Source organism: Pseudoalteromonas sp. Of7M-16 (assembly GCF_022347805.1).
Lineage (GTDB): Bacteria > Pseudomonadota > Gammaproteobacteria > Enterobacterales > Alteromonadaceae > Pseudoalteromonas > Pseudoalteromonas luteoviolacea_F.
This window is the reverse complement of sequence record NZ_JAKRFY010000036.1, coordinates 1-22,691: the sequence shown is the minus strand read 5'-3', so window position 1 is coordinate 22,691 and position 22,691 is coordinate 1. Positions and strand designations below refer to the sequence as shown.

The following is a 22,691-nucleotide window of genomic DNA, read 5'->3' as shown; positions in this document are numbered from 1 at the left end:
GTGGGCATCAAATTTGAGGGGGGCGCCGACTGTACTAAGTTGCCAACGATATATGGAATTAGTGAATAAAATCATTCATCTACAGCAAAACTTTGCTGTGTAGCACTAGGGGGCATTATTTGTATCAATGCTATCAAAAAGTGCCCTTAGTGTGGTTTATTTATTGCTGATTGATAAACCATTCAATTCCATCATTGTGCGTTTTCATTTTGCAGTTCAATTTATTTTACTATTACAGCTCTGGCTTATATTTGTGCTCGAGGCGGCGTAATCTCTCCTCACTTTTGCTTGTCGCTGCTAGCTTATTTGGTACATCCACAGTTGTAGCCAAAGAAGTTAATCTATCACTCAAACAGGCAATCGATAGGGCGCTGACACATAATATCAGCGTGCAAAATCAATATTTATCTCGCATCACGGATAAGGTTGCACTGGAGGCAGCTGAACAGGAATTTGAGCCCCAATATTTGATAACTATTGGGGATCAAAGTAACTCAGTGTACTCATCGACCTTGGCGCAGCATGAGCAAAATACGCAAACGTCTGTTGGCGGTTCTATCCGACTAAAAAACGAGCTGGGTGGGCAGTTAGAGTTAAATCTTGCACAACAAAAAAATGAGTATGAGGGATTTGATCCTCAGTATGCCTCGACGCTGACTTTATCCTACAAGCAACCTCTGTTGCGGGGTGCTGGCTCTAAAGTCGCTGGTGCCTCATTGAGGCAGGCTAAGTGGCACGAGCTCAGTCAACAGCTTCGCATGCAGCAGTTTTTAACAGAGGTGATTGGTCAAGTTGTTACGCAGTACCGAAGCTATCAATTAGCTTTGCACGCGATGAAAATTAGCCAGCACTCATTTAAAAGGGCACAACATCAAGTACAGACAAATAGTGCGCTAGTTGAAGCTGGTCGCTTATCTCATTCAGAATATGTTCAAAGCAGAGCTGCATTAGCAAACCAAAAGTTGGCATTAAAGCGAGCTGAAAACGAGCTTGATCAAGCGCGTTTATTGCTATTGCAAATACTGCGTTTAGAAGAACACACCAATTTAAATCTCACAGAGCCGCTTGCTGTGTCAGCACCTAATTTAAACTTGGCTCGCATGGTGACAACAGGGCTTAAAAATCGCCCAGACTATTTGCAAGCTAAGCTCAATGTTCGGTCTAACGACCTTAACTTATCCGTTGCGAACGATGAGCAAAACTGGGACTTAAGCCTTAACTTGTCATATCAATTAATGGGCAGTGAAGGACACTTTACGGACTCGTTAGCGTACCAAGGTCATCTAAACCAAGGGGACTATAGCATTGGCTTGCAGCTTAATATTCCGATAGGCGACAAGATTAAAAGGCAGTCGTTATACAATGCGCAAATCGCTCTGTATCAGTCGCAAAATTCGCTTTATGAGCTAGAAAGCAAAATTCGTCTTGAGTTGTTAAATAGTAAACGCAATATTGAAACTGGCTGGGAGGGGCTACAGCTCGCAAAGAGTTATCTAGCACTCACCCGAGAGCAGTTGTCTCTAGAGCAAGAAAAGTTGGCGGCGGGGCTGTCTTCAAACTTTCATGTAGTGAGCTTCGAAACGCAATTAGTGGATGCCGAAAATCAGTTTATTTCTGCGCAGATAAGCTACCTCAACCAGTTAACCATGTTGCAAGCACAATTGGGCACTACTTTGACAGCGTGGCAGATCAAACTTGAGCCAGAATCAGGTATTTCGGTTAACAATATGAAGGCGTATCGCTTAACGGCTGGACCCCATCAAGAAGGGGGGACCAGTCATGAATAGTATTCAAGTTAAAGAAGCAACACGCAAGCCTTTGCCCTCACAGCATAATATGTGCTTGAAGTTGAGCCAAGCCGTGGCAGAGTTGCTCGCTGCAGAGCACACTATTGTGTTTTTATTAGACCATGGAAAAAGCCAATTTTTGGGGGTGCTGGAAAGTGAAGCGCGGGTTGTAGATATTCACATCACGACAGATAGCTGTCCTGTAAGTTTTGTTTTCACGCTGCAAGAGGCGCTCTTGAGTACTGACTTGATACAGGAACTAGATGCCAAACTTAAGCTGTGTATCCAAAACGGTATATCGGCAATTATGAGCAATGAGAGCAGCGAGCCTTTGGGATTCGTACTGGCACTCAACAAAATGGCCAACCAAGGTATAGCGCCAACAGAGTTTACAGTGCAAGACCAGCAATTGTTGCAAAAGCTGAGCTGTATGGCTGGCTGGGTTGTCGAGCAAACATTGCAGGTAGACACAGAGCATGCAAAAAAAGAGCAGCTGAACAACCAATATCAAGACTTACAAATGGCTTACGCAACAGTGTGTAAGGATAATCATCAGCTAGAAAGCACTGTGCGTAGCAAAAGAATAACAAAGAAACTTACTGTTACTGCTGCGATAATGGTTTCTCTATTTTGTTTGTTCTACCTATTTTTCGCCTATTCTTTTAACGTTGCACCTGAAGCGCAGGATCGGGAAGGTCCACAAAGTCACATACAAAGTCAGCTGATTTCACCTCAAGTTGAGCGAGTAGAGGATTTTCTGCATTTGTCTGGCAATTTACAGCCTCTGAGCTGGGTAAAAGTGAACGCGCCGTTAGATGCCGCAATCGAGCATGTCAACTTTCAATATGGAGATACTGTACAGCAAGGACAACTTCTATTGGAGCTAGATCAGAGCACTATTCAGTTAGCTTATAGAGATGCCACTGCCGCCTATTTTCAAAGTTTGAAAGAGTTTGAAAGATTAAAAAACTGGTCAAATAGTATAGAGGTTAAAAACGCCAAAAGAGCTGTTGTTAGAGCAAATAAAGCACTGCAATTGGCTAAAGAGCGTCATGCTTCCACCAACTCGCTGTTTCAAAAAGGCATTGTTGCCAAAACTGAGCTGGACTCAGATTGGCGCGCTGTGTCTGAAGCTGAAGTTACCTTAACCATGGCTCAAGAATCGCTGATTGCGCAGCAGTCAGTTGCCAGTGATGTGCAGCTGAAAATAGCTCAACTTAGTTTGCAAAACGCAGAGCAGAAAATGCAGAGTTTGGCACAGCAAGTAGAGCAAGCAAACATCCACAGCCCAGTGCAAGGCATAATCCTCCCCGCAACTTCAAAGCAAGAAAAGCCGTCTTTTAAAGGGGGGATATACTCGGGGGCTCAAGTTGTTAAAAACGAGCCTTTGGTGATGATTGCCGACATGAGTGGAGTATCAATTGACAGCCAAGTGAATGAGGTAGACCTGTTGAAAATCAAGCCGGGACAAAGTGTTGATGTGCGCATTGAGGCACTCAACGATTTGTCATTGTCAGGAGTAATTCACTACGTGGATGCGCGAGCCCGAGCAAGCAAAGGGAGTCGCAGTCGGGTTTTTAATATTCAGATCCAAGTGAAGCAATTAACAGAACAACAGCGCAGCTTGATCCGCATAGGCATGTCTGTTGATACTCGTGTGCTCATTTATTCTAACCCGGAGGCGCTGGTAATTCCTGTCTCAGCAGTGCAACTCGAAGGCAATAAAAAGTTTGTTTGGGTTCAAACTGAGCAGGGGCAAGTGATTCGCAAGTACATTGAGATACGTACCAGTCTGCCTCAAGGGTTAGAAGTGTCTTCGGGATTAAGTGCAGCAGACAAAGTTGTGATTGGGTTTGGAGAAAAGTACTAATGCTTAAATTGACAAATATTAGTAAGTCGTTTTGTCTCGGCCACACACATTTGCCCATTTTGAATAACTTATCGTTGTCTGTCTCAAAGGGAGAAATGCTTGCTGTTATGGGCCGCTCTGGTAGTGGCAAGACAACGTTAATGAATATTGCAGGGTTGCTAGATCATCCTGACTCAGGAGAATTTGAGTTAAATGGTCGTTCGATTATGCATATGCCTGATGATGAGCTTTCTCGACTGCGTAATGAATCAATTGGCTTTGTATTTCAGTCGTTTCATTTAATGCCACGGCTCTGTGCCTGGGAAAATGTAGCCATCCCTTTGTTATATCGAGGTGTCTCAGAGCAGGAGCAAAAAAGGCGCAGTTTGGCAATGCTGGCAAAAGTAGGCATGGCGGAGCGAGCTGAACATAAGCCAAATGAGCTCTCTGGAGGCCAGCGCCAAAGGGTGGCTATCGCAAGAGCATTGGTGGGAGAGCCAGACCTAATCTTAGCTGATGAACCAACCGGTGCATTAGATCCACATGTCGCCCAAGAGATCATGGAACTGTTTTTGACCTTAAATCGAGAAGAGCAGATAACCTTGGTGATCATCACTCATGATCCACGAGTTGCCGCGCAGTGTCATCGAACTCTACATATGCAAAGTGGTGAGCTTTCGACTGAGCCAAAGGTCTAAAACGATGATATTAAAAGCCTACGTTAGAGAAGCGTGGCGCAGTTTAATTGCCACTAAACAACGAACACTTCTGGCGCTGATAGGGATCAGTATTGGTATCGGCGCGGTGATATCTATGGTTGCCATTGGGCAAATGGTATCAAACGAAGCGCTGCGACAATTTAGAAGTTTGGGCTCAAATTTGATCACCTTGAGTCTTTACGATATCAGTACACAACAATTGACCTTTAGATCTACTCGGCATGCGGCAGAGTTAGATCAAAGATTGAACTGCGTTGAGCTAAGTGCGCCGCTGAGCACACAAGGCGTAACATTGGATAAAGGGGTGAACGGAACTTTGGCAAGTGTGAGCTCTGAGTTTTTTACCCTGACAAAAGCCAAGCTAGCAGCAGGCAGGCAGCTTTCTCACTTTGATGGTGCAAAGCCCTACGTCGTGATAGGTGCACATGTTGCTGAGTTGTTGGGGCTTAGCACAGCGACAAAGGCTCTGATCGGTCAGCGCATTAAGGTGGAGCAACACCACTTTACTGTAATTGGAGTGTTAACCGAATCACCGGATATAAACACACTTAACCTTGCTACTAACACCAGTATTTTCACGACCCAGGATTACATTAAAAAACGCGACAACCAAGCTAGTTTTAACCATGCGTTGCTAAAGGTAGGGGAGAAATTTGATACAGAAGTTTGTGAGCGGCAGATGCATCAACACTTTTACATCTTAAATGATCGTATTCTCGTCAACACAGTCACTGCCAAGCAATTACTTGAGCAAATGCGTGAACAAACAGAGCTGCTGGATATTATGCTGGCAATGATTGCTGGCATTTCTTTGTTGTTAGGTGGCGTGGGGATCATGAACATCATGTTGATGTCAGTTACAGAACGAAAGCAAGAGATTGGGATCCGCCGAGCTATGGGGGCGAAAAAGCGGGATATTCGTAGCCAGTTTTTAATCGAATCAATTTGCCTATGTGCTATTGGCGGGGTAATGGGTGTTTTGATAGGCATAGGCGCGAGTTATGCGGCGGCTTCACTCTATCACTGGGTGTATTTGATCCCCATTTATCCAATTGCGATGGGTTCCTGTGTTTCTATATTAACCGGGATATTTTTTGGCTTTATACCGGCAAATCACGCTGCCAAGTTGGACCCAATCGACGCCTTACAATGTGATTAGAAAATCATATAGGTTATTTATGCGCTTTTATAAGTGCCTATGTGGACTAGTTTAGATGTTTATGCGGAGTTTTCAGGGTAATTACTTATATGAAATTTTTACTTTATTTTAAGTATTTGAAATATATGAAGTATCTCTTTTTGGCCTACTGATTGCTCTTTGTAGGGTATGAAATCGGCATGATAAAACCCGGTTCATAACGTGGAGTATTTCTCTGAATAAAAGTAACAGGGCAGTTGTTCCTCGCTGATATTTAGAGAGCAGCACATTCCATGACCGTAGTCTATAAACGGCCAGTTGGGCCAAGTGGAGATAAAGAATGAAATCAAAATTAGGATTGGTAAGCATAGGTATCGCAATGTTTGCCTCAGCTTCTGCTTTTGCAGGAAGTAAAACATGTAGCATTAGAGTACAAAACCTTGTTTACGATGGCGGCGGCCCAGATGGTTATGTGTGTGCCTTTGATGGTGCAGACGAAGTACTATTTGTACCTTATTCAAAAGGAAAGGTTGAGTTTGGTAAGGGGGTAAACTTTACCTGTAAAGGCAGTAAGTGCGCGCTTAAAATTAAAAAAAGTGGCAGCAACTGTGATGGGGTACCTACTTGGACTCGAAGTATTCCACTAGTGAAGTGTGGCGCGACCTACACCTTTACCAGCTTCGATAAAAACGGTTGGCACACTAAGTAAAGGTTGGTTTAAACCGAGCATCTAAGCGTTTAAAAAAGCCCGGAGTAGACACTACTCTGGGCTTTTTAATTTGTTAGCGCCGATTAAGAGCAAACCATCCAATGACGGCAAGAGTGAAGAGCAAAAAGGGGGTATTGCGCCAGTAAACAAATGGAGTACTGCCTTGAAGTGGTGCGATGGTTGAACTTAATATCGCAAACTCTTGATGTGATGTTCGCTTTATCACAGCCGCATCGGGAGCAATAAAGGCCGTGATACCCGTTCTTGCTGCACGCGCTACCCAGCGACCTGTTTCAATCGCACGCATTCGAGCGATCTGTAAGTGTTGTTCGGGTTGGGAGGTCCCATCGAACATACCATCATTGGTGAGCATTACCAGAAAATGTGCACCAGGCAGCGCATCTGCTACTTCTGAACCAAAAGCGGCTTCATAGCAAATAGACACCCCGGCTAAATACTCGGAGGTTGGCAATAGCGGGCTAGGTGTTCGAGAGGCATTGAAGGTATCCTGATGAACATTCAGCAATTGCCATAGCGGTGCGAGAGATTGGCGCAGTGGAATGGTTTCACCAAAGGGAACTAAGTGACGTTTATCGTAAATCGCTTTGTCTGTAGCATTGACCGCCAGAACGCTATTGTAAGTGAGGTTATTTTGGTGATCACGAATATTTGTCCCCATTAAAACAGACTTGTTCTGGGGAGCTGTGATGGTTTCAAGCTGTGCTACAAAGCCTCTGTATTGGGCTGAGCTGGTGGCAAAAGGCAAAACTGTATCATTGAGGCTAAATGAAACTGTTTGCCATATATGTTTATCTAACTCAGTTATATGTGAAGGTTGCGGTGCCACTGCATGCATTGAAAATTCGGTTTCTGGCCAAACAATGAGTTGATGTTTACTTAGCAACTGCCGATTTAACTCAACAGCGCGCTGCCACTTGTCTTTATTCGATAAGGCGCTGTAAATGTGGTTAGGTTGAACAAGCGCAATTGGGATTGGGCTGCCAACCTCTTTAGTCCAAGAAATACTCTGCAGAAGCATGCCTGATGTCCAAGCAATGGTAGTTATGCTCATTGCGATGAGTCTATAGCGTGTATAAAACAGTGCAATCGTTACCAGTGCTGAACTCATTGCAACCAAATAAGCTATGCCGTTGACCCCAAATACGCTTGCCCAACCAATCAAGGGCATATCAAGCTGTGAATAGCCAATATTGAACCATGGATAACCGCTAAGAAACCATTCCCGTGACCATTCTGCAAGCCACCACAGGCTGGGGAAGAGCAAGCAAGCCCGGGTAAGTAAAGCGCGCCCTTTGAGCAATACATATATTGCGCCCGCGGCGCCCATACACAAACTTACAGCAGCAATAACCAAAACCGTGACAAGAATAGCCAAGGGCATTGGCATATCGGCAAGTTGGTTCGGTGACAAATATAGCCAAGTCCCGGCAACCGACAGCAAAGTTGCGGTATATAAAAAGCCAGTTACAAAAGCCTTTTTGATTGAAACTCGCTCCCACAGCAAGAAGCAAATTATCGGACCATAAAAAGCTAGATAATACAGGTTATATGGAGCAAAAGAGAGCGCACTGATACAGCCAGATGAGCCAGCCAGCAAATACACTTGGCTTTTGACGAGGCGCGTGCGACACACTAAAGATGGGAGAAATTGTATAGCAAACATATACTGAGTTTAAAGTTATAACATTCCTGTATTGCCTAAGAGCAAGTAGTAAGCCACATATAAGCCTTTGAATTTCATGTTTTCTATGCGCGACTTTATGAATCTATAGGTATTTTTACCTATATGTCTTATTTATGCGTAATTTGCGAAAAGTTACGTATAACTTATAATGAAGTAATTAAAGTCATTAATAATTAATTCCTTTTTTGATTGGGTAGTTTATGGTTGTTCAACAGTTTTTAGATGAAATGCGGCGACTACTAAAGATCAGGCAGCAGGAGCCTGAATTATGGGTAGATTGTTGTCGTGAAACAGCCGTGAAAGCGCCGACGAATATACTAATGGGGATGTTGGCAAACGTATTAATGCTTTTGGCTGCAATTGATGCTGATGCGCCTGAAGGCTTAGTGACACTATTAATAGTGATTATTTCTTTGTCACTGTTTCGCATTAGCAGTCTGTATTTAATTAAGCCGGATTTGGATGAAGATGACGTCGTACGTGGTTTGGAAAGTCGATACTTTGTTGGTGTGTTGGTACTTGGGTGTTTAACTGGTATAGGTATTTTGACTCTGATCCCGTACCAACCTCCTTTATACAATGTTTTGTCTTGTAGTGCCGTGATCGGGATAAGCGGCATTGTCGGGGTAACATTTAGTACCAGTTTTAGAACGGTATTGTCGTATTGCTTGCCAACAACGCTGGCCGTATTTATTAAATTTATCATAATCGGTGGCTGGATTTACTACACCATGGCGCTGTTCACTTTGATTCTGACGGTGAATATTTTGTACACATCAGTGATTGTTTCTCGGCGCTTACTGAATGAGTTTCGCCTTCGTCATGCACTGCAAAAAGAAATAGCTGAGCGTAAAAAAGCAGAACAAAACCTGATCCAGGCTAAGGAGCAAGCAGAAGCGGCAGATAGGTCAAAAAGCGATTTTTTGGCGATGATGAGCCATGAAATGCGAACGCCTCTAAATGCAATAATCGGCAGTGCTGAGCTTGCGCAAATGTCAAAACAATCGGATGCGCATCCCCATCAACATTTGTTTGAGCGGATCGGGACAGCGTCCAACAGTTTGCTGGGGATAATTAACGATGTGTTAGATCATTCGAAAATAGCGGCGGGTAAAATGCCGCTAGAAAGGGTGCCTTTTAATCTACCTGAACTGGTTTGCAAAGTGGCACAGATGTTTCTGCCGCAGCAACTTCAAAAGCCCATTCGATTTGACGTGATCCAGCCTCAATACCAGCAAACACTCTTTATGGGAGACGCTCTGCGTCTTGAACAAGTGCTGACAAATTTACTTTCAAATGCTTTTAAGTTCACTGAAACTGGACAAGTTGTTTTAGAAGTAACCCAACAGCGGGTGGGCGCGCAGGTAAGCCATGAGTTTAAGGTAACAGATACTGGTATTGGCATTGCGCCACAAAATCAAGCCCAGTTGTTTGAAGCGTTTACTCAGGCAGACTTGTCGACTACCCGTCAATATGGAGGAACGGGGCTTGGTTTGACTATAAGCCAAGATTTAGTGCGTTCCATGGGGGGGGAAATCAAACTTAAAAGCGAACTGAATAAAGGCAGTACTTTCAGTTTTGAGTTGGCTTTTGAGCCATACGACTTACCGATTGAAGACGGTGTTACGGCTGAAGTATCAGATCGTTTTAAAGGCTTTAAAGGGGCCCAGATCTTGATTGTTGAGGACAATCCGGTTAATCAACAAGTATTGCGTGAACTATTAGATATGTGGCATGTTGCTGTCGCGGTGGTATCAAGAGGTCGCGATGCGTTAGTTTATCTCGAAAGTCGCAGTGTTGACTTGGTGTTGATGGATATTCAAATGCCAGATATGGATGGATTGCAAACCACAGATAAAATTCGTAATCAACTGAACCTTAAAGATTTACCTATTGTTGCTATGACAGCTCATGCCTATGAAAGTGACAGGGAAAAATCCATCGGTGCGGGTTTGAATGCGCATTTGACCAAACCCATAGAACCACACACCCTATATGAGACACTTGCTCAGTGGTTGTTAGAAAGTGAAGACGAATCGCAAACTGCCTGCACTGAAGTGCTTAACGCTTCATTTGAACATCTGGATATTCAACAAGGGCTTCGCCAAGCTGGTGGTAATAAGCAGAGTTATATTAGGGTACTGAATAGCTTTTTACGTTCCCAGCCAGATTTGATTAATCGTTTAGACGCGGATGACAGCAAGGCTGTTATTGCCAGTGAATTACATGGGCTTAGGGGAGCGGTTAGCACGATAGCGGCTACTCAAACTGAGCGACAAATTGCGCAATTAGAGGCTGAGTTATCAAGTATTAACAAGCAAGAACTGTATACCCAATTGAGCGATATCAAATCTAACTTGAAGCACTTATTAATGGACATAGAGACATATATTCAGCTTAATGAGAAAGCGCTTGAACCTGAAGTTACAACAATCGAATCATCAACAGTCACACTGACTAATTTAATCAATAAGCTAGAAATGCAGCAATTTGATGCGACCTTTGAGTTCGACAACATCAAACATGAGCTGGTCACAATTTCTCCCAAATTAACCGCAGAATTAGACAAAGCGTTAACTGAGTTTGACTTTAAACTTGCTTTGCAACTGGCGTTGAAAATTAAGCAAGAGGTAAAAAATAATGCGCGATAACAAACAAGGTAGACGCCAAAGAATACTGATAATTGATGACAATCCAACCAATATAACTGCGGTTGGTATGAGTTTGTCTAGAGACTATGAGATTATTGTGGCAACCAGTGGCGTGCAGGCATTTGATACCATCAGTAAACAATTGCCAGATTTAATATTACTAGATGTGGTGATGCCGGGTATGGACGGATTACAAATATGCAAGCGAATCAAAGCTAACGAAAAAAGTGCGCAGATCCCCGTTATATTCATTACCGCCCATGACGATGAAGAGAAAGTAGTAGACTGCTTTTCTGTTGGGGCCGTAGATTATATCCGCAAACCACTGTGTGAGGTTGAGCTGGTTGCTCGGATCTCCACACACTTGACCCTACAGCGACAAATCGACGAGCTTGCCAAGCAAAATCAAGCTTTGGAAAAGCTGGCACAAGAGCTAAAAATAGAAAGTGCAGAACGCAAAAAAGCAGACGCAAAAGTCAATACATTGGTTCGTCATGAAGCACAAAAGTGGGATGGTTCAAATCTCATTGGTCGAAGCCCTGCGATGTTGGCATTACACGATGACATAAATCGGCTGCAGCAAATAGACAAAACCAGTGTGTTAGTACTGGGTGAGTCGGGGTCAGGTAAAGAATTGGTTGCAAGGGCCATACATTTTGGTGGCCCAAGATCAAAAAAGCCATTTATAGCAGTTAATTGCTCAGCCATTCCAAGAGAGCTTGCGGATGCAACATTTTTTGGCAATGTTAAAGGCGCCTATACCGGGGCCGTGAGCGATAGAAAAGGGCATTTTGTTGAAGCTGATGGTGGCACCTTGTTTCTCGATGAAATTGGCGATATGCCCTTGGAGCTGCAAGCTAAATTGTTGAGGGTGCTTGAAGATGGGGTTGTGACACCCGTTGGTGGAAACCAATCTAAAAAAGTCGATGTGAGGGTGGTATGTGCCACCAATGTCAATATTCATCAAAAAGTATCGCAGCAACAGTTTCGACAGGATTTATACTTTCGCTTAGCGAGCTATGTTGTCAATGTGCCTGCACTGCGTGACCGCCAAGAAGATCTCGCTTTGCTAGTTACACATTTTATTCATTTGTTCTCACAGGAAATGGGCCAAGCACCTGTTTCCATCAATGAAGAGGCGATGCAGATACTTACTGCACACCATTTTCCTGGCAATGTTCGAGAGCTTAAAAACCTGATTGAGTTTGCACTCATTCGCAGTAATCAACAAATCATCACGCCAGCTCAACTACAAATCATGCAGTTTCAAGACATTGATGTGAATTTGCAACACAGCAGCAAAACTCCGGAGCATACGCCGTCGTTTGTTACACGAAGAAAAGACGAAGACGTGATCTTAGCGTATTTAAATTCACATGATCAAATCACCAACATGGAATGCCAAAAGCTGATCGATGTGAACCATGACCGCGCATCATATTTGTTAAGAAAATTACATAAGGAAGGAAAAATTATCAAACAGGGACAAAGACGTTGGAGCTACTATTGCCTTTCGAACCATTCTGAAACATGATAATTCATGCCCTTTACAGATACTAATATATCGATAGCAAGGGCTGAACCATGAAAGCAGTCAAACAACAGCGGTAGAGAATATGATGGAGCACACTAAGATAGAGCGAGGATGGGATTTGTCACATGTTGGCAAAGTGGCGGAATTGTACGAAATGGCGTTTGGTGCAAAGTTTGCTACAGCAATTAATTGCCAACAGAGCAGAGTACTCATTTTATCTAAAAGCTTCGTACCTTCTTTTTCCTACGTTGTTATGGTGGATGATAAAATCGCGGGCATTGCCGGGTTTCATACTAACGCAGGCTCGTTGACAGGTGGATTGAGCTTTGCTGGGCTAATTGAACTTTTGGGGGTTTTTAAAGGAGTGAAAGCCGCACTGATATTTGGCCTCCTTGAAAGGCAGGTCAAGGAACATGAGTTGCTTATGGACGGAATTGCTGTAGACGAGCAATTTAGAGGCAGTGGCTACGGTTCCCAACTATTGGATGCCATCATTGAACACGCAAAAAATAATGGCTATAAATCGGTGCGTCTCGATGTAATAGACAGCAACACGAGAGCGAAAAAGCTATATGAATCTAAAGGTTTTGTAGCGACGCAAACCGAGTATTTTCCTTACCTAAAGTGGTTGCTTGGCTTTTCAGGTTCAACAACCATGGTTTACCACTTCGAAAATGATGAACGCTGATGTAACGTCGTGTTGTTTTGAATGATGGGCTTGTAGATGAGCAAGTTGTTAAACCGAAAAACAACACAATTTTCGGTCAGAGAATATTTGCATTCAGCTTTTATAATCTACCTGTGCCATTGCAAATAAATACTGGCATACCAGCACCAATTGGGTACTCGCAACGGGTATAAGTAATTCTAACACCAGGATACTGGCTCTTAAAATCATTGATAAATAAACGGCGTGCTTCACTTTGGCTTACATAAGTATAGGCATTGCTATACCTAACTTCACTGTAGGCTGTTGTTGCTAGAGATGTGAAAAGCGATGCTGTTGCAAGCGCGGTGGTTAAAGCTAATGTTAATTTAGATCGCATGTTTAACTCCTTTTGTTTGAAAAATATACAGTATTTCTTCTGTTCTAATAATTCAAATGAATTTTATAAATGTTCATTTAATTAGTTTACTTTTTTCATGAGTTAAATGAATGCAAAGTTTAGCTCGATTTTCTCGCTGTGGCAGCTATACCAATAGCAGTAAAAAATAACCTTCTTTCTATCGCGTTTTTAGTAAATAAATTTAATTTAAATTTAACAATAGTGAACGTCATTAATTATCCTTTTTTGGGTATTAGTCGTTGTGGTAATACACATTATTCTGACTAAAAGTAATAGAATTTAAATCTTTTTTATCTAAAAAAGGTAAAAATGAAAGCAAAGTGTAAAAATTGTGTGTTACCTTATTTGTGTTGCGCAACATATATACAATTTAAACCTAAAAAAATATATGAGGATAACCATGAAATTTAAATACGCTGCATTGTTAGGCGTTATCTCTGCTATCACATTGTCACCTGCTGCCAATGCCTATTTATATAAAGATCCGGGCTATGTAGAGCGAAATGTTCGTTCAATTCAAAAAAATAATGTGATTGGGCAGTCACACCAATATCGTGATCAGCAAGGTTGGATGTATGTTGATCAAGTGAGCAATGGCGCAACACAAGGGGTGTATCAGGCTGGAAACTGGGTGAAACTACATAACCGTAATTTCAAAATGTCTATAGGCGAGCTTGAATTTTCATTCAATCCAAGCAAACTCGACTGTACGCAAGGGATGAGCTTCAATTTTACAGTTGGAGATGACACTGTCGCAAGCTTTAAACCAAATTGTGACGACTTATTGAATGCATCAATCACTTACCCTGTTGAGTACTACTTTGACCTTATTCCTGAGCCAATTAAACCAAAAGTTGAACTGCCGCTTGATCCTTTGGGCCTACTCAAGGTGGGCGTTAAATTTGGTGCAGGTGTAGAAGCAGGTGCTGAATTTACGGTCGGTGGTGTGATTGGTGGTCATGGCAATGAAGAACCGTTTGAAGTGGATGGTGTAAGACGCCCTGATTATGTGTATGCCTCAGTTGAACCTTATGTCGGTGGTTTGGTGTCTAGCTCAGCCTATGGTTCATTTGGTCATGGTATCTCGGAAGCGGGTGTTAAAGGTAAATTAAACCTTCTGAAAGTAAAAGGAAAAGGCTACGTAGAGGCGGGTATACGCCGTGTTGTTCAAGATGAGCAAGTTGTAGAGCAGGGCTTCTTGGAGCTGAAGATCAGCACTAAGTTGACTGGTGGTGACGGTAAAATCCAAGCTTACTGTAAAAAGCTATGGGGTTTGTTGCAATTCAATGTTGACGTAATGAAGTGGGATCCACTTTATACACGTGAAACCGTGCTTTACGAATACGCAAGCCCAGTTTGGGAAAATCTATAAAATGCTATAGGTGGTGGCTTTGCCACCACTTTTTGAGAAGATTCCATGAAAAAAATAACTTTAACGTGCGCTGTTGCAGCTTTATTGATCGGATTCATCATACTTAATGTCTCTGAAGATGAAAAAGAGGTCAGCGCCCAACCGACAGCTACCGCGCCAAAACAGCGCGACACGATATCAGCAAACACTTACTTTTTTGCGTATCAGGTAGATATACATTCGGCAGTGCTGACAGAGCAGGGCAGTGCTATGACTTTCTCAGAATTCAGCTGGCAAATGAGCTTCCAACCCCATGCTTCGGCATCAACCAAGTCGGCTGCAATGCTCAGCAATATTCAGTTTGTTGCAGACAATAAAGTACAGGCAATGCCAGATCAGTTACCATTTTTGGTGAAGTATAAGAATCATCAGTTTTCTGAGTTAGATATGTTGGGTCTGAGCGGCCAGCATCCGTTATCCGTGCTGTCAAAAGTATTGGATTTAATGAGTTATTCTTTAGATGAGCCTTTAACATTTGAGGATGCTCTGGGTGTAAAAACATTTCAGTATGTGCAGCGTCAAAATATGATAGAGCGCTCAATTACACAGCAGAAAAAAAGTGCTGATAACGAAGAGCTAGAGCAGTGGCAGATCACATTAGATGCTGATAAGCCGGGGACTATACAGGCACTGGATTACAACAACAAACAAATTTGGCGACGCGATGATCAGCAGTACGAAGTTGTGCAATCTGTTACGGTTAAACTGATTAAACATACACCTTTTGAACCAACAGATTGGTTAGCTTCTCACAACCAACATGTTTTGCCACCAACAGCTCAGGTGCAGGAGGTGGTAAAAGTGACCAACGAAAACTTTTTAGAGCATGTCCAGTCACTTAAAACTAATTTAGATCCCATGTTAGCAAAAGAAATTGGCCTATTTATACTTGAAAACTTTGATCAAAGCGCGCTTAAAAGGCTGTTCGAAGAGCATGAGGGATCAACGTCTGCGTTCATTTATGCACTACAAAAAGCACAGACAATGCAAGCAGAGCAGATGTTGTCAGATCTGTTAACTGACACTGATTTAAGTCAGCAAGTACAGCAAAAGCTAGTTATGGCGTTAGGGCGGTTTGAAAATGCATCAGAGGTTGGTTTTGCTAGTTTACGGTCTGTTGCAGAGCAACAATCAACGCCAGCTTTATCTGATATGGCATTGTTAAGTATCGGAACTATGAGTAAATTCTCTCCTGGTCAATCACGACAAGTCGCGAATTATTTGACCGATCAATTGACCAACCCCGAACAACTGCCTACGGCAGTATTGGCAATGGCAAACAGTAAAAATCCGCAGTTAGTTGCAAAATTGCCCGCGTATTTACAACATTCAAATATGCAAGTGAGAAAAAACGTAATCAAATCTTTAGCGCGAATGGCTGACTACCAAGATCAGGTAGTATCGAGTTTAGTTGCATCACCGCAAGTCGGTGCAATTGACGCATTCTCTCGTGTATACCAACAAGCAAACTACAAATTGTCGGCGCTTAATTTAGATAGGCTAGAGCACCTTTATCAATCGGAATCAAATCCGGTAGTAAAAAAGCGTCTTAGTACAATTATGAATATGTAGTTGTTTTTATAACGTTTAATTGAGTTAAATGTGAGTCTCGAGTGCGATTACAAAGAGACTCGCAATTTAGTTTGAGGTTATAAGTCAGTGTACGTACGCGGTGTATTACTTATGTTATTACAGTAGTCGGGGTCATAAGTTCTGCGTTCTTTGGCAGTGCCTCACCAATATAAGGTGTCAGTATCGCAGGTACTGCAAGCTTGTGGTTACTTAGGGTTGTACTCTTTGTTTGGTCGGTGAGTTCTTACGAATTGAGTTCCTAAACGGGTTACTTTTTTAATCTACAATTTGAGTATTCAAAATAAAAACTGTTCTACCTGACAGTGCTTAGATTCAAGTTAGTGTTTACTTTTACCTACTCCCTTAACTAGGTTCAGGTTATGAGCGAGTTCACACAGTAATAGTTTGACAATTTTATGACATTCAAGGTGATAGTGATGCCATAGTGAATGAATCGTATTTGATTGCATCGATCCAAATTAGAGCGTGTCAGTGACATGATTTTTGCAAGATGCTTAAAAAATAAGCTTGAAATTAACTTTGATATAACATAAATTTCAAAAGTCTTTTATTAAAAAAGCACAATAATTACAATTAAAGGATTTTAAGTTTATGACATCATGTAAAGTAATCAAAACCATACTCCCTGTATGCGCACTCGTACTCGCTTCAAGTGCTCAGGCCAGCGCATTTGATAGCGCTGTGCAAAAAACAGATATCGCCCACGCTGTGTCTCATCAAGCCAATTTGGGTTTGCACAGTATGTCTCGTTCAGACAGCAATGAATTTGAACACGTCATTCACCATCCAAACGCCAACTTTATTAAAATCAATTTTACCAAGTTTGCTTTACCAAAAGGCGCTTACTTAGAAGTGAGTGACCTTAAAGGCGGTGAGGTTTATCGTTATGACCACAATGACAGCGATGTCTCTTCTTCAATGTCAGTATCTGCAGATGCTGTTAAGCTTAAGTTAGTAATTACTGACAAAAGTGCGTGGAATCATGAACACGGCATTGAAATAGCTGACTTTTTTGCTGGTTACTCGGACACTGAACTCGCTGCAAATGAAGTCATGTCAGAGATGGATATTGTAAAGCCGAACTCGACTTGCGGCATTAATGAGCGCAGAGATGTAGCGTGTTGGCAAAGCTCTCATCCAGTAGAATATGAACGCAGCCGACCTGTTGCGCGTCTACTAATTGGAGGTCGTAGCTTGTGTACTGCTTGGCGTGTAGGCGCGAGCAACCACATGTTCACAAATAACCACTGCTTTGACTCTGCGGCAGATGCAAAAAACGTAGAAGTATGGTTTAACTATCAGCGTTCAGCGTGCGGAACAGGTGATACTAACGGTACTGTTAAAGTAATGGGCGATCAGCTTCTTGCTACTGACTATAAGCTAGATTATACCCTCTTCACAGTGAAAGATTTCGATAAAATTAAGCAGTTTGGTCACTTTGGCTTGGATGTAACTTCTCAGCTGAAGGGACAGCGTATTTTTATCCCTCAGCATGGCAGTGGTAACCCTAAAGAGTTAGCGATTGAGAGTGATCAAAATGCAGGTGGTTACTGCCAAATTGATCAAACTGTGACAGCAGGTCGTGGTTCAGATACAGATATGGGCTATAAATGTGACACCATTGGCGGGTCATCGGGATCTCCAGTTGTGTCAGCTGAGCATAACAATGTGATTGCATTGCACCACTATGGCAATAGCACACAGTGTACCACTAAGCTAAATCGCGGTACTCGAATCGAACTTATCTGGCCTGAAGTTGCATCACATTTCGGTGGTGTAGTGCCTAAAGGTGACAATGGTCCTGTTGATAATACACCGCCAGTTGCAAACTTCTCTTACACACAAAATGCGTTATCTGTCACCTTTACTGATACATCTTTTGATGACAAAGGAGTGGTGAGCTACAACTGGCAGTTTGGAGATGGTACATCGAGTCAGGCGCAAAACCCGGTTCATACCTACGGTGCTGCAAATACTTACACGGTTACTCTGACTGTTACTGATGCAGAAGGCGCACAGTCAACTAAATCTGAACAGATCTCAGTTTCAGTTGGTGGTGGCTGTACAGTTGATGCGTGGCAAAGCAACAAGACTTATCTAAAAGGCGATCAAGCATCGCAAAATGGCAGTATTTATGAAGCACAGTGGTGGACGCAAGGTGCTTCGCCAGCTGACAATTCAGGAAAATGGGAAGTTTGGCAGTGGGTTAGAGACTGCAAATAACCTTGTTTATGATTTCTTGGTAGATAAAACGCTCATTGCATAGCAATGAGCGTTTTTGTTAAATGAGTGGGAGGTTATGATTTTTAAACCGAAATGAAGTGCTCAATGGGCAACGTGATTTCCGTTCTCAGTAAATGTCGGTTCTTTTTCGCATTTTGTTTTGATGCGTCATTGCCACCGTATATATAGCCGCAAAAAAAGTCATATTTTCGCTTTAACTTATTTAATGTAGCTGCTTGGATTTTAAAGGCAAACCCTTTTCCTCGAAAAGCCTTCGCAATAATAAAATCGCTGACTAATACGCCGCTATACCCGAGTTCAGAGCAAGGCTCTAACATAATGACGCCAATTTTTTTCGCTGGTTGGTTGTGTGTTTCTGCGACAAAAAGAAGCTGGCTTTTCAGTGCTTCTTCAAAGGTTTCTTTATCTTCGATTTCGATACGCTCTTTCAGCTCAGGTGTTTCTTTGTGGAAGAGATCATATTCTGTTTTATACCAGTGCCAGTCTGTTTCCATATCTAGTGGACGCAGGGTTACATCATCCGCTGCTGCCAAGGGCATATGATCAATTTCAGCACCCCAAAAACAATCTTCTAAGTGCGCGCCACTTAACGATAACAGGCTATCAAAGTGCTGACTGTTGGGTTTGGACCAAACAGACAATAGCTCTGGTTGACACCAGGTGAAAAACGCCAGTATCTCGGGTAAATAGATTTTTAGATCGGCATATTCTGTTTGAGATTCACCAATTATTTCAATAATGGTTTGGTCGATATGGTTGCGGTATATACTGGCTAACCAAATCTCTCCGTTGGGCAAATATACGATTTGATCATGTAACTGTTCATCGGGAACACTGTCAGGAATTTGTCTACGGGTGCGAACTTCATCAAAGCCGTCTTGATAGTCATCACACCGAGCGCGGATATCTTCGCGCTCAGCAGTTATGGCCTGTGCCGAGTTTACTTTGCGTAGTGGCGAAGTGTTATAGGTATTGATCAGCCCTTTAGTAATTCGCTCAAGCTCTTGTTGTGTCGCCTTGCTTAATGATTTAAAGGTGAGTTTTTTGTCCATATTAAAATTTCAGCCGAGAAATTGGCTGTACTCCATTTTAAATTTCAACACTAACTATATGGGTCGATATTACAGTTTTTCAATTGTTCGTACCCAAAAAGATTACATTGAACGAATTCTCAACAACCAGCTAAACTTACTCGAATGATGTCGTTGCACCTAGTCAGTTGCGTTTCAAAAGGCGTACCTTGATGGTGTCACAGATATAGAACATAGGTTTTGACTATGCGCGAACTAACCTTGAAGCATAGAATGTTCATATTTTGTATTGCTTTACTTGTTTTTAGCAATATGTGTATGGCGTCTACTGCGTTAAAAAATCAACATTTAATCAGCAAAATAGAAAGTAGTAGTGGCTCAGATAAGATTGAATTGATAATCGACTATGTGTCCAAAAACTTTCATTATAAAACCAAAGACGCCATTAAATACGCTGAAGAAGGACGCACTTTACTGAGCTTAATGCCAAATAGTGATCAGTCAGCTAGATTACTCAGCTTTTTTTCTCGGGCGTATATTTCTTATGGTGATTTGGCGCAAGCACATGCTCTAGCACTTGAAGCGCAAGGCTTTGCAAAACGCAGTGGTGTCAAAGAGAATGAACTTAGGGCGCAATTGGTGCTTGCTGATATTGCAATCAGGCAGCGAAAGTATGATCTCGCAAACGCGCGGTTGATAGATATTATCGAACAAGCGACTAATGATAAATACGAGCGCTTTTTAGCCAATGCCAAAAGGCTTTTCGGACGTTTATACAGTAAAACTCAAGACTATGAGGCAGCACTTGGCAGCTTTTTACAAAGCTTAAGTTTATATCGCAAGTTGAACAAACCTGTTTACATCGCTTCAAGCCATCAAAGCCTCGCGTCGATCTACCGAAAAATGAATTTATATGAAAAAGTCTTGTTTCATCAAAATAGAGCTATCCAGATATCACTTACGCTAGACAACCCCAATCAACAAGCCGTTTTTTATAGCAACATGGGCACATATTTAGATGAAGTCGGGAAGTTTGATAAAGCCATTGAAATGCACTTAAAGTCTCTGTCTATCAAGTCTCAGCTTGGATATAAAATGGGCATGATCCATAGTCTCAACCGGTTGGGTAGTGTATATCGAGAAGCGGGCGATTATGAAAACTCAGAAGATGTACTAAAACAAGCAATCGCCCTCAAAGCTGAGATTAACCGCCCTGACCCGAATATTTCAACTTTTCTCGACTTAGGGCGTTTATACATTGAAACTGACCAGTTGGTTATAGCTGAAGACTATTTGAATAAGAGTATCCCGCTGTATCAAGGTTCTCCATGGGAAGATAGGCTTGCTGAAATCTATCAAGCTTTAGGTCAGCTTTACGTTAAACAAAATGAACCTGAAAAAGCCATTGATGCCTATTTGGTTGCAATTAAAATCGCGAAGGAGCACCAAAGAGACGCCTTGTTAATGGATTGCCAGCTAGAAGTTGCTGAAATACTCAAAGCTCAGGGCGAATTTCAACAAGCATTGTCTTATATGCAAGCTTATTTGGCACTTCAAAATTCTTGGAATGAAAAAAATAGTCAATACCGGATAAGTGCCTTGGCAATTGAATTTGATGTTCATGAAAAAGAGCGGGAAATTGCCAGTTTAGTACAACAAAACCGAATAAAAGATCTTGAAATAGATAAGCAAGCGGTACAGCAAGTGATGATATTGATCGCCATGCTATTTATATTCAGCTTTTTATCTTTTACATATTTTTGGCGCAATAAAAGCAAGCAGCTGAGCGTTGAGCAAACTGCGCTCAAACAAGTAAGTAAAGTTAAAGATCGCCTTAAGCATGCACTTTGGGGAAGTGGAGATGAACTGTGGGATTGGGATTTAGACACAGGCTTGATTGTCCGCGACAACAGAATGCATAACCTTTGTTTGCCCTGTGAACATATTGGATCAGACCTAAACGCATTAGAGTCATCGGTTCATCCAGATGACTATGCTGATTTGCATGCCAGGTTTCATTGCCATCTTGCAGGTGACAGTGAGTTTTATGAAGTGAGTTATCGTGTAAAGACCAAAGGTGGCGGATGGATGTGGGTACTGGATCGCGGCAAAGTCACTGAGCGAAGCTCTGATGGAACGCCATTGCGAGTGAGTGGCACTATTAAGGATATTTCTAACATTAAAGCATCTGAATTGGCTTTAGCGGAACTAAACGCAACACTTGAGAAACGAGTCGAAGAGCGTACCGTCAGTTTGAAGCAGTCACGGGATGAATTGGCGCAGATATTAGATGAACTTACCTCGACACAGGCGAATTTGGTAGAAGCGCAAAAAATGGCATCGCTTGGGCGTTTGGTTGCGGGGGTTTCACATGAATTGAATACACCACTTGGCACGACTGTGACGGCAAGTTCAATTTTATTGAAAGAGCTATATGATTTTAAAGCTAAACTCGAGAACAGCAAACTCACACTGAGTGATACCAACGCATTTCTTGAAGTGTCGCTATCGAGTATCGAGCTAATAGACAGCAACACAGAGCGCGCTGCACAATTGATCAAGCGGTTTAAACAAGCTTCGGCACAAGAGTACGTTGGTAACGAAACGACCATAGATCTTAAAGCGTCTATTGAGGGCATTACAGCATTTCATAGCAAAGGCAGTGGCGTTGTGGTAGAAATTGACTGCCCAAAAAGCCTTCAAATACAATGTGATTCGCAAGCATTGTCCAAAATTTTAGAAGATTTATATCTAAATGCGTCACTACATGGATTTGAAGGAAAATCGGGTCATATTCTTATCACTGTTAAAATAAAAGATGGCCATGTAAACATGCTGTTTGCAGATGATGGGGGAGGAATTGAAGAGCAAACCGTATCGCATATGTTTGAGCCTTTTTATACGACCGCTCGACATCAAGGCAAGGTTGGTTTGGGCTTATATATGGTATTTAACTTGGTGACTTATGTATTGCAGGGCAGCATTCGTTATTTGCCAGGCACACACAAAGGGGCGTGTTTCGAAATTACCTTTCCGGCGGCTCAGCAGCATATATAAAAGCGTTTGTGAATAGGTTATGTTCAAGATTAAATATAAAAAGGAAGCCTTATTTAGCTTCCTTGGAGGGCTTTATTGTTATTATGAGTAGGACTTGGGTTTAGCGCTTAAATCAAAGCCTTTGAAAATCATCCAAAGAGGGAAGATTAATTCATATAGTCCACCCGGGATGTACATCCAAGAGCCTGAAAAACTC

The 22,691-nt window shown here is 42.2% G+C and carries 15 protein-coding genes; 12 read left to right on the top strand and 3 right to left on the bottom strand.

The annotated features are described in order from the left end of the window. Positions 1-209 precede the first annotated feature (209 nt). The 5 genes from MHN81_RS25450 to MHN81_RS25430 all read left to right on the top strand — a co-directional run bounded on the left by MHN81_RS25450 (position 210) and on the right by MHN81_RS25430 (position 6,202). A complete protein-coding gene (locus tag MHN81_RS25450) occupies positions 210-1,787 on the top strand; it encodes a TolC family protein (protein ID WP_239427089.1) in 1,578 nt (525 codons plus the stop codon). Beyond that, on the top strand, positions 1,780-3,657 hold the full coding sequence (locus MHN81_RS25445) for an HlyD family efflux transporter periplasmic adaptor subunit (protein ID WP_239427088.1): 1,878 nt from the start codon (positions 1,780-1,782) through the stop codon (positions 3,655-3,657). Before MHN81_RS25450 ends, MHN81_RS25445 begins: the two co-directional genes overlap by 8 nt. After that, positions 3,657-4,334 (top strand): ABC transporter ATP-binding protein, encoded by a 678-nt coding sequence (locus MHN81_RS25440; protein ID WP_239427087.1) that lies wholly within the window; start codon positions 3,657-3,659, stop codon positions 4,332-4,334. The genes MHN81_RS25445 and MHN81_RS25440 overlap by 1 nt, the downstream gene beginning before the upstream one ends. 4 nt (positions 4,335-4,338) lie before the next feature. Beyond that, positions 4,339-5,514, top strand: a complete 1,176-nt coding sequence (locus MHN81_RS25435) for an ABC transporter permease (protein WP_239427086.1) — start codon at positions 4,339-4,341, stop codon at positions 5,512-5,514. 319 nt (positions 5,515-5,833) lie between these two features. Next, complete coding sequence (locus MHN81_RS25430) at positions 5,834-6,202, top strand: hypothetical protein (RefSeq protein WP_023401972.1); 369 nt, start codon at positions 5,834-5,836, stop codon at positions 6,200-6,202. A 73-nt stretch (positions 6,203-6,275) separates the two neighbouring features. Here the strand turns inward: MHN81_RS25430 and lnt are convergent, their stop codons facing one another. Next, a complete protein-coding gene (gene lnt / locus MHN81_RS25425) occupies positions 6,276-7,886 on the bottom strand; it encodes an apolipoprotein N-acyltransferase (protein WP_239427085.1) in 1,611 nt (536 codons plus the stop codon). Between the two features lie 221 nt (positions 7,887-8,107). On the opposite strand from lnt, the gene MHN81_RS25420 reads away from it, so the two are divergent. From MHN81_RS25420 to MHN81_RS25410, 3 genes are all read left to right on the top strand, one after another. Then, positions 8,108-10,558, top strand: coding sequence for a response regulator (locus tag MHN81_RS25420; RefSeq protein WP_239427084.1), 2,451 nt, complete (start codon positions 8,108-8,110; stop codon positions 10,556-10,558). Continuing rightward, positions 10,548-12,092, top strand: a complete 1,545-nt coding sequence (locus MHN81_RS25415) for a sigma-54 dependent transcriptional regulator (RefSeq protein ID WP_239427083.1) — start codon at positions 10,548-10,550, stop codon at positions 12,090-12,092. The genes MHN81_RS25420 and MHN81_RS25415 overlap by 11 nt, the downstream gene beginning before the upstream one ends. Positions 12,093-12,174: 82 nt before the next feature. Next, positions 12,175-12,780: a GNAT family N-acetyltransferase gene (locus MHN81_RS25410; RefSeq protein WP_239427082.1), complete on the top strand. Its 606-nt coding sequence runs from the start codon at positions 12,175-12,177 to the stop codon at positions 12,778-12,780. A 100-nt stretch (positions 12,781-12,880) separates the two neighbouring features. Here the strand turns inward: MHN81_RS25410 and MHN81_RS25405 are convergent, their stop codons facing one another. Further along, entirely contained in the window at positions 12,881-13,138 is a 258-nt protein-coding gene (locus MHN81_RS25405; RefSeq protein WP_023401977.1) for a hypothetical protein, read from the bottom strand. A 421-nt stretch (positions 13,139-13,559) separates the two neighbouring features. On the opposite strand from MHN81_RS25405, the gene MHN81_RS25400 reads away from it, so the two are divergent. The 3 genes from MHN81_RS25400 to MHN81_RS25390 all read left to right on the top strand — a co-directional run bounded on the left by MHN81_RS25400 (position 13,560) and on the right by MHN81_RS25390 (position 18,386). Beyond that, a complete protein-coding gene (locus MHN81_RS25400; RefSeq protein ID WP_023401979.1) occupies positions 13,560-14,531 on the top strand; it encodes a hypothetical protein in 972 nt (323 codons plus the stop codon). A 45-nt stretch (positions 14,532-14,576) separates the two neighbouring features. Beyond that, positions 14,577-16,142, top strand: a complete 1,566-nt coding sequence (locus tag MHN81_RS25395) for a HEAT repeat domain-containing protein (RefSeq protein WP_023401980.1) — start codon at positions 14,577-14,579, stop codon at positions 16,140-16,142. A gap of 612 nt (positions 16,143-16,754) precedes the next feature. After that, the gene (locus MHN81_RS25390) at positions 16,755-18,386 is read left to right on the top strand and encodes a PKD domain-containing protein (protein WP_023401981.1); all 1,632 of its coding nucleotides are present in this window, start codon (positions 16,755-16,757) and stop codon (positions 18,384-18,386) included. 83 nt (positions 18,387-18,469) lie between these two features. Here MHN81_RS25390 and MHN81_RS25385 read toward each other — a convergent pair whose 3' ends face one another. Further along, positions 18,470-19,459 carry a hypothetical protein gene (locus tag MHN81_RS25385; protein ID WP_023401982.1) on the bottom strand — a complete coding sequence of 330 codons (990 nt, stop codon included), beginning with the start codon at positions 19,457-19,459 and terminating at the stop codon, positions 18,470-18,472. A gap of 225 nt (positions 19,460-19,684) precedes the next feature. On the opposite strand from MHN81_RS25385, the gene MHN81_RS25380 reads away from it, so the two are divergent. Then, positions 19,685-22,495 carry a tetratricopeptide repeat protein gene (locus MHN81_RS25380; RefSeq protein WP_023401983.1) on the top strand — a complete coding sequence of 937 codons (2,811 nt, stop codon included), beginning with the start codon at positions 19,685-19,687 and terminating at the stop codon, positions 22,493-22,495. Positions 22,496-22,691: the final 196 nt, after the last annotated feature.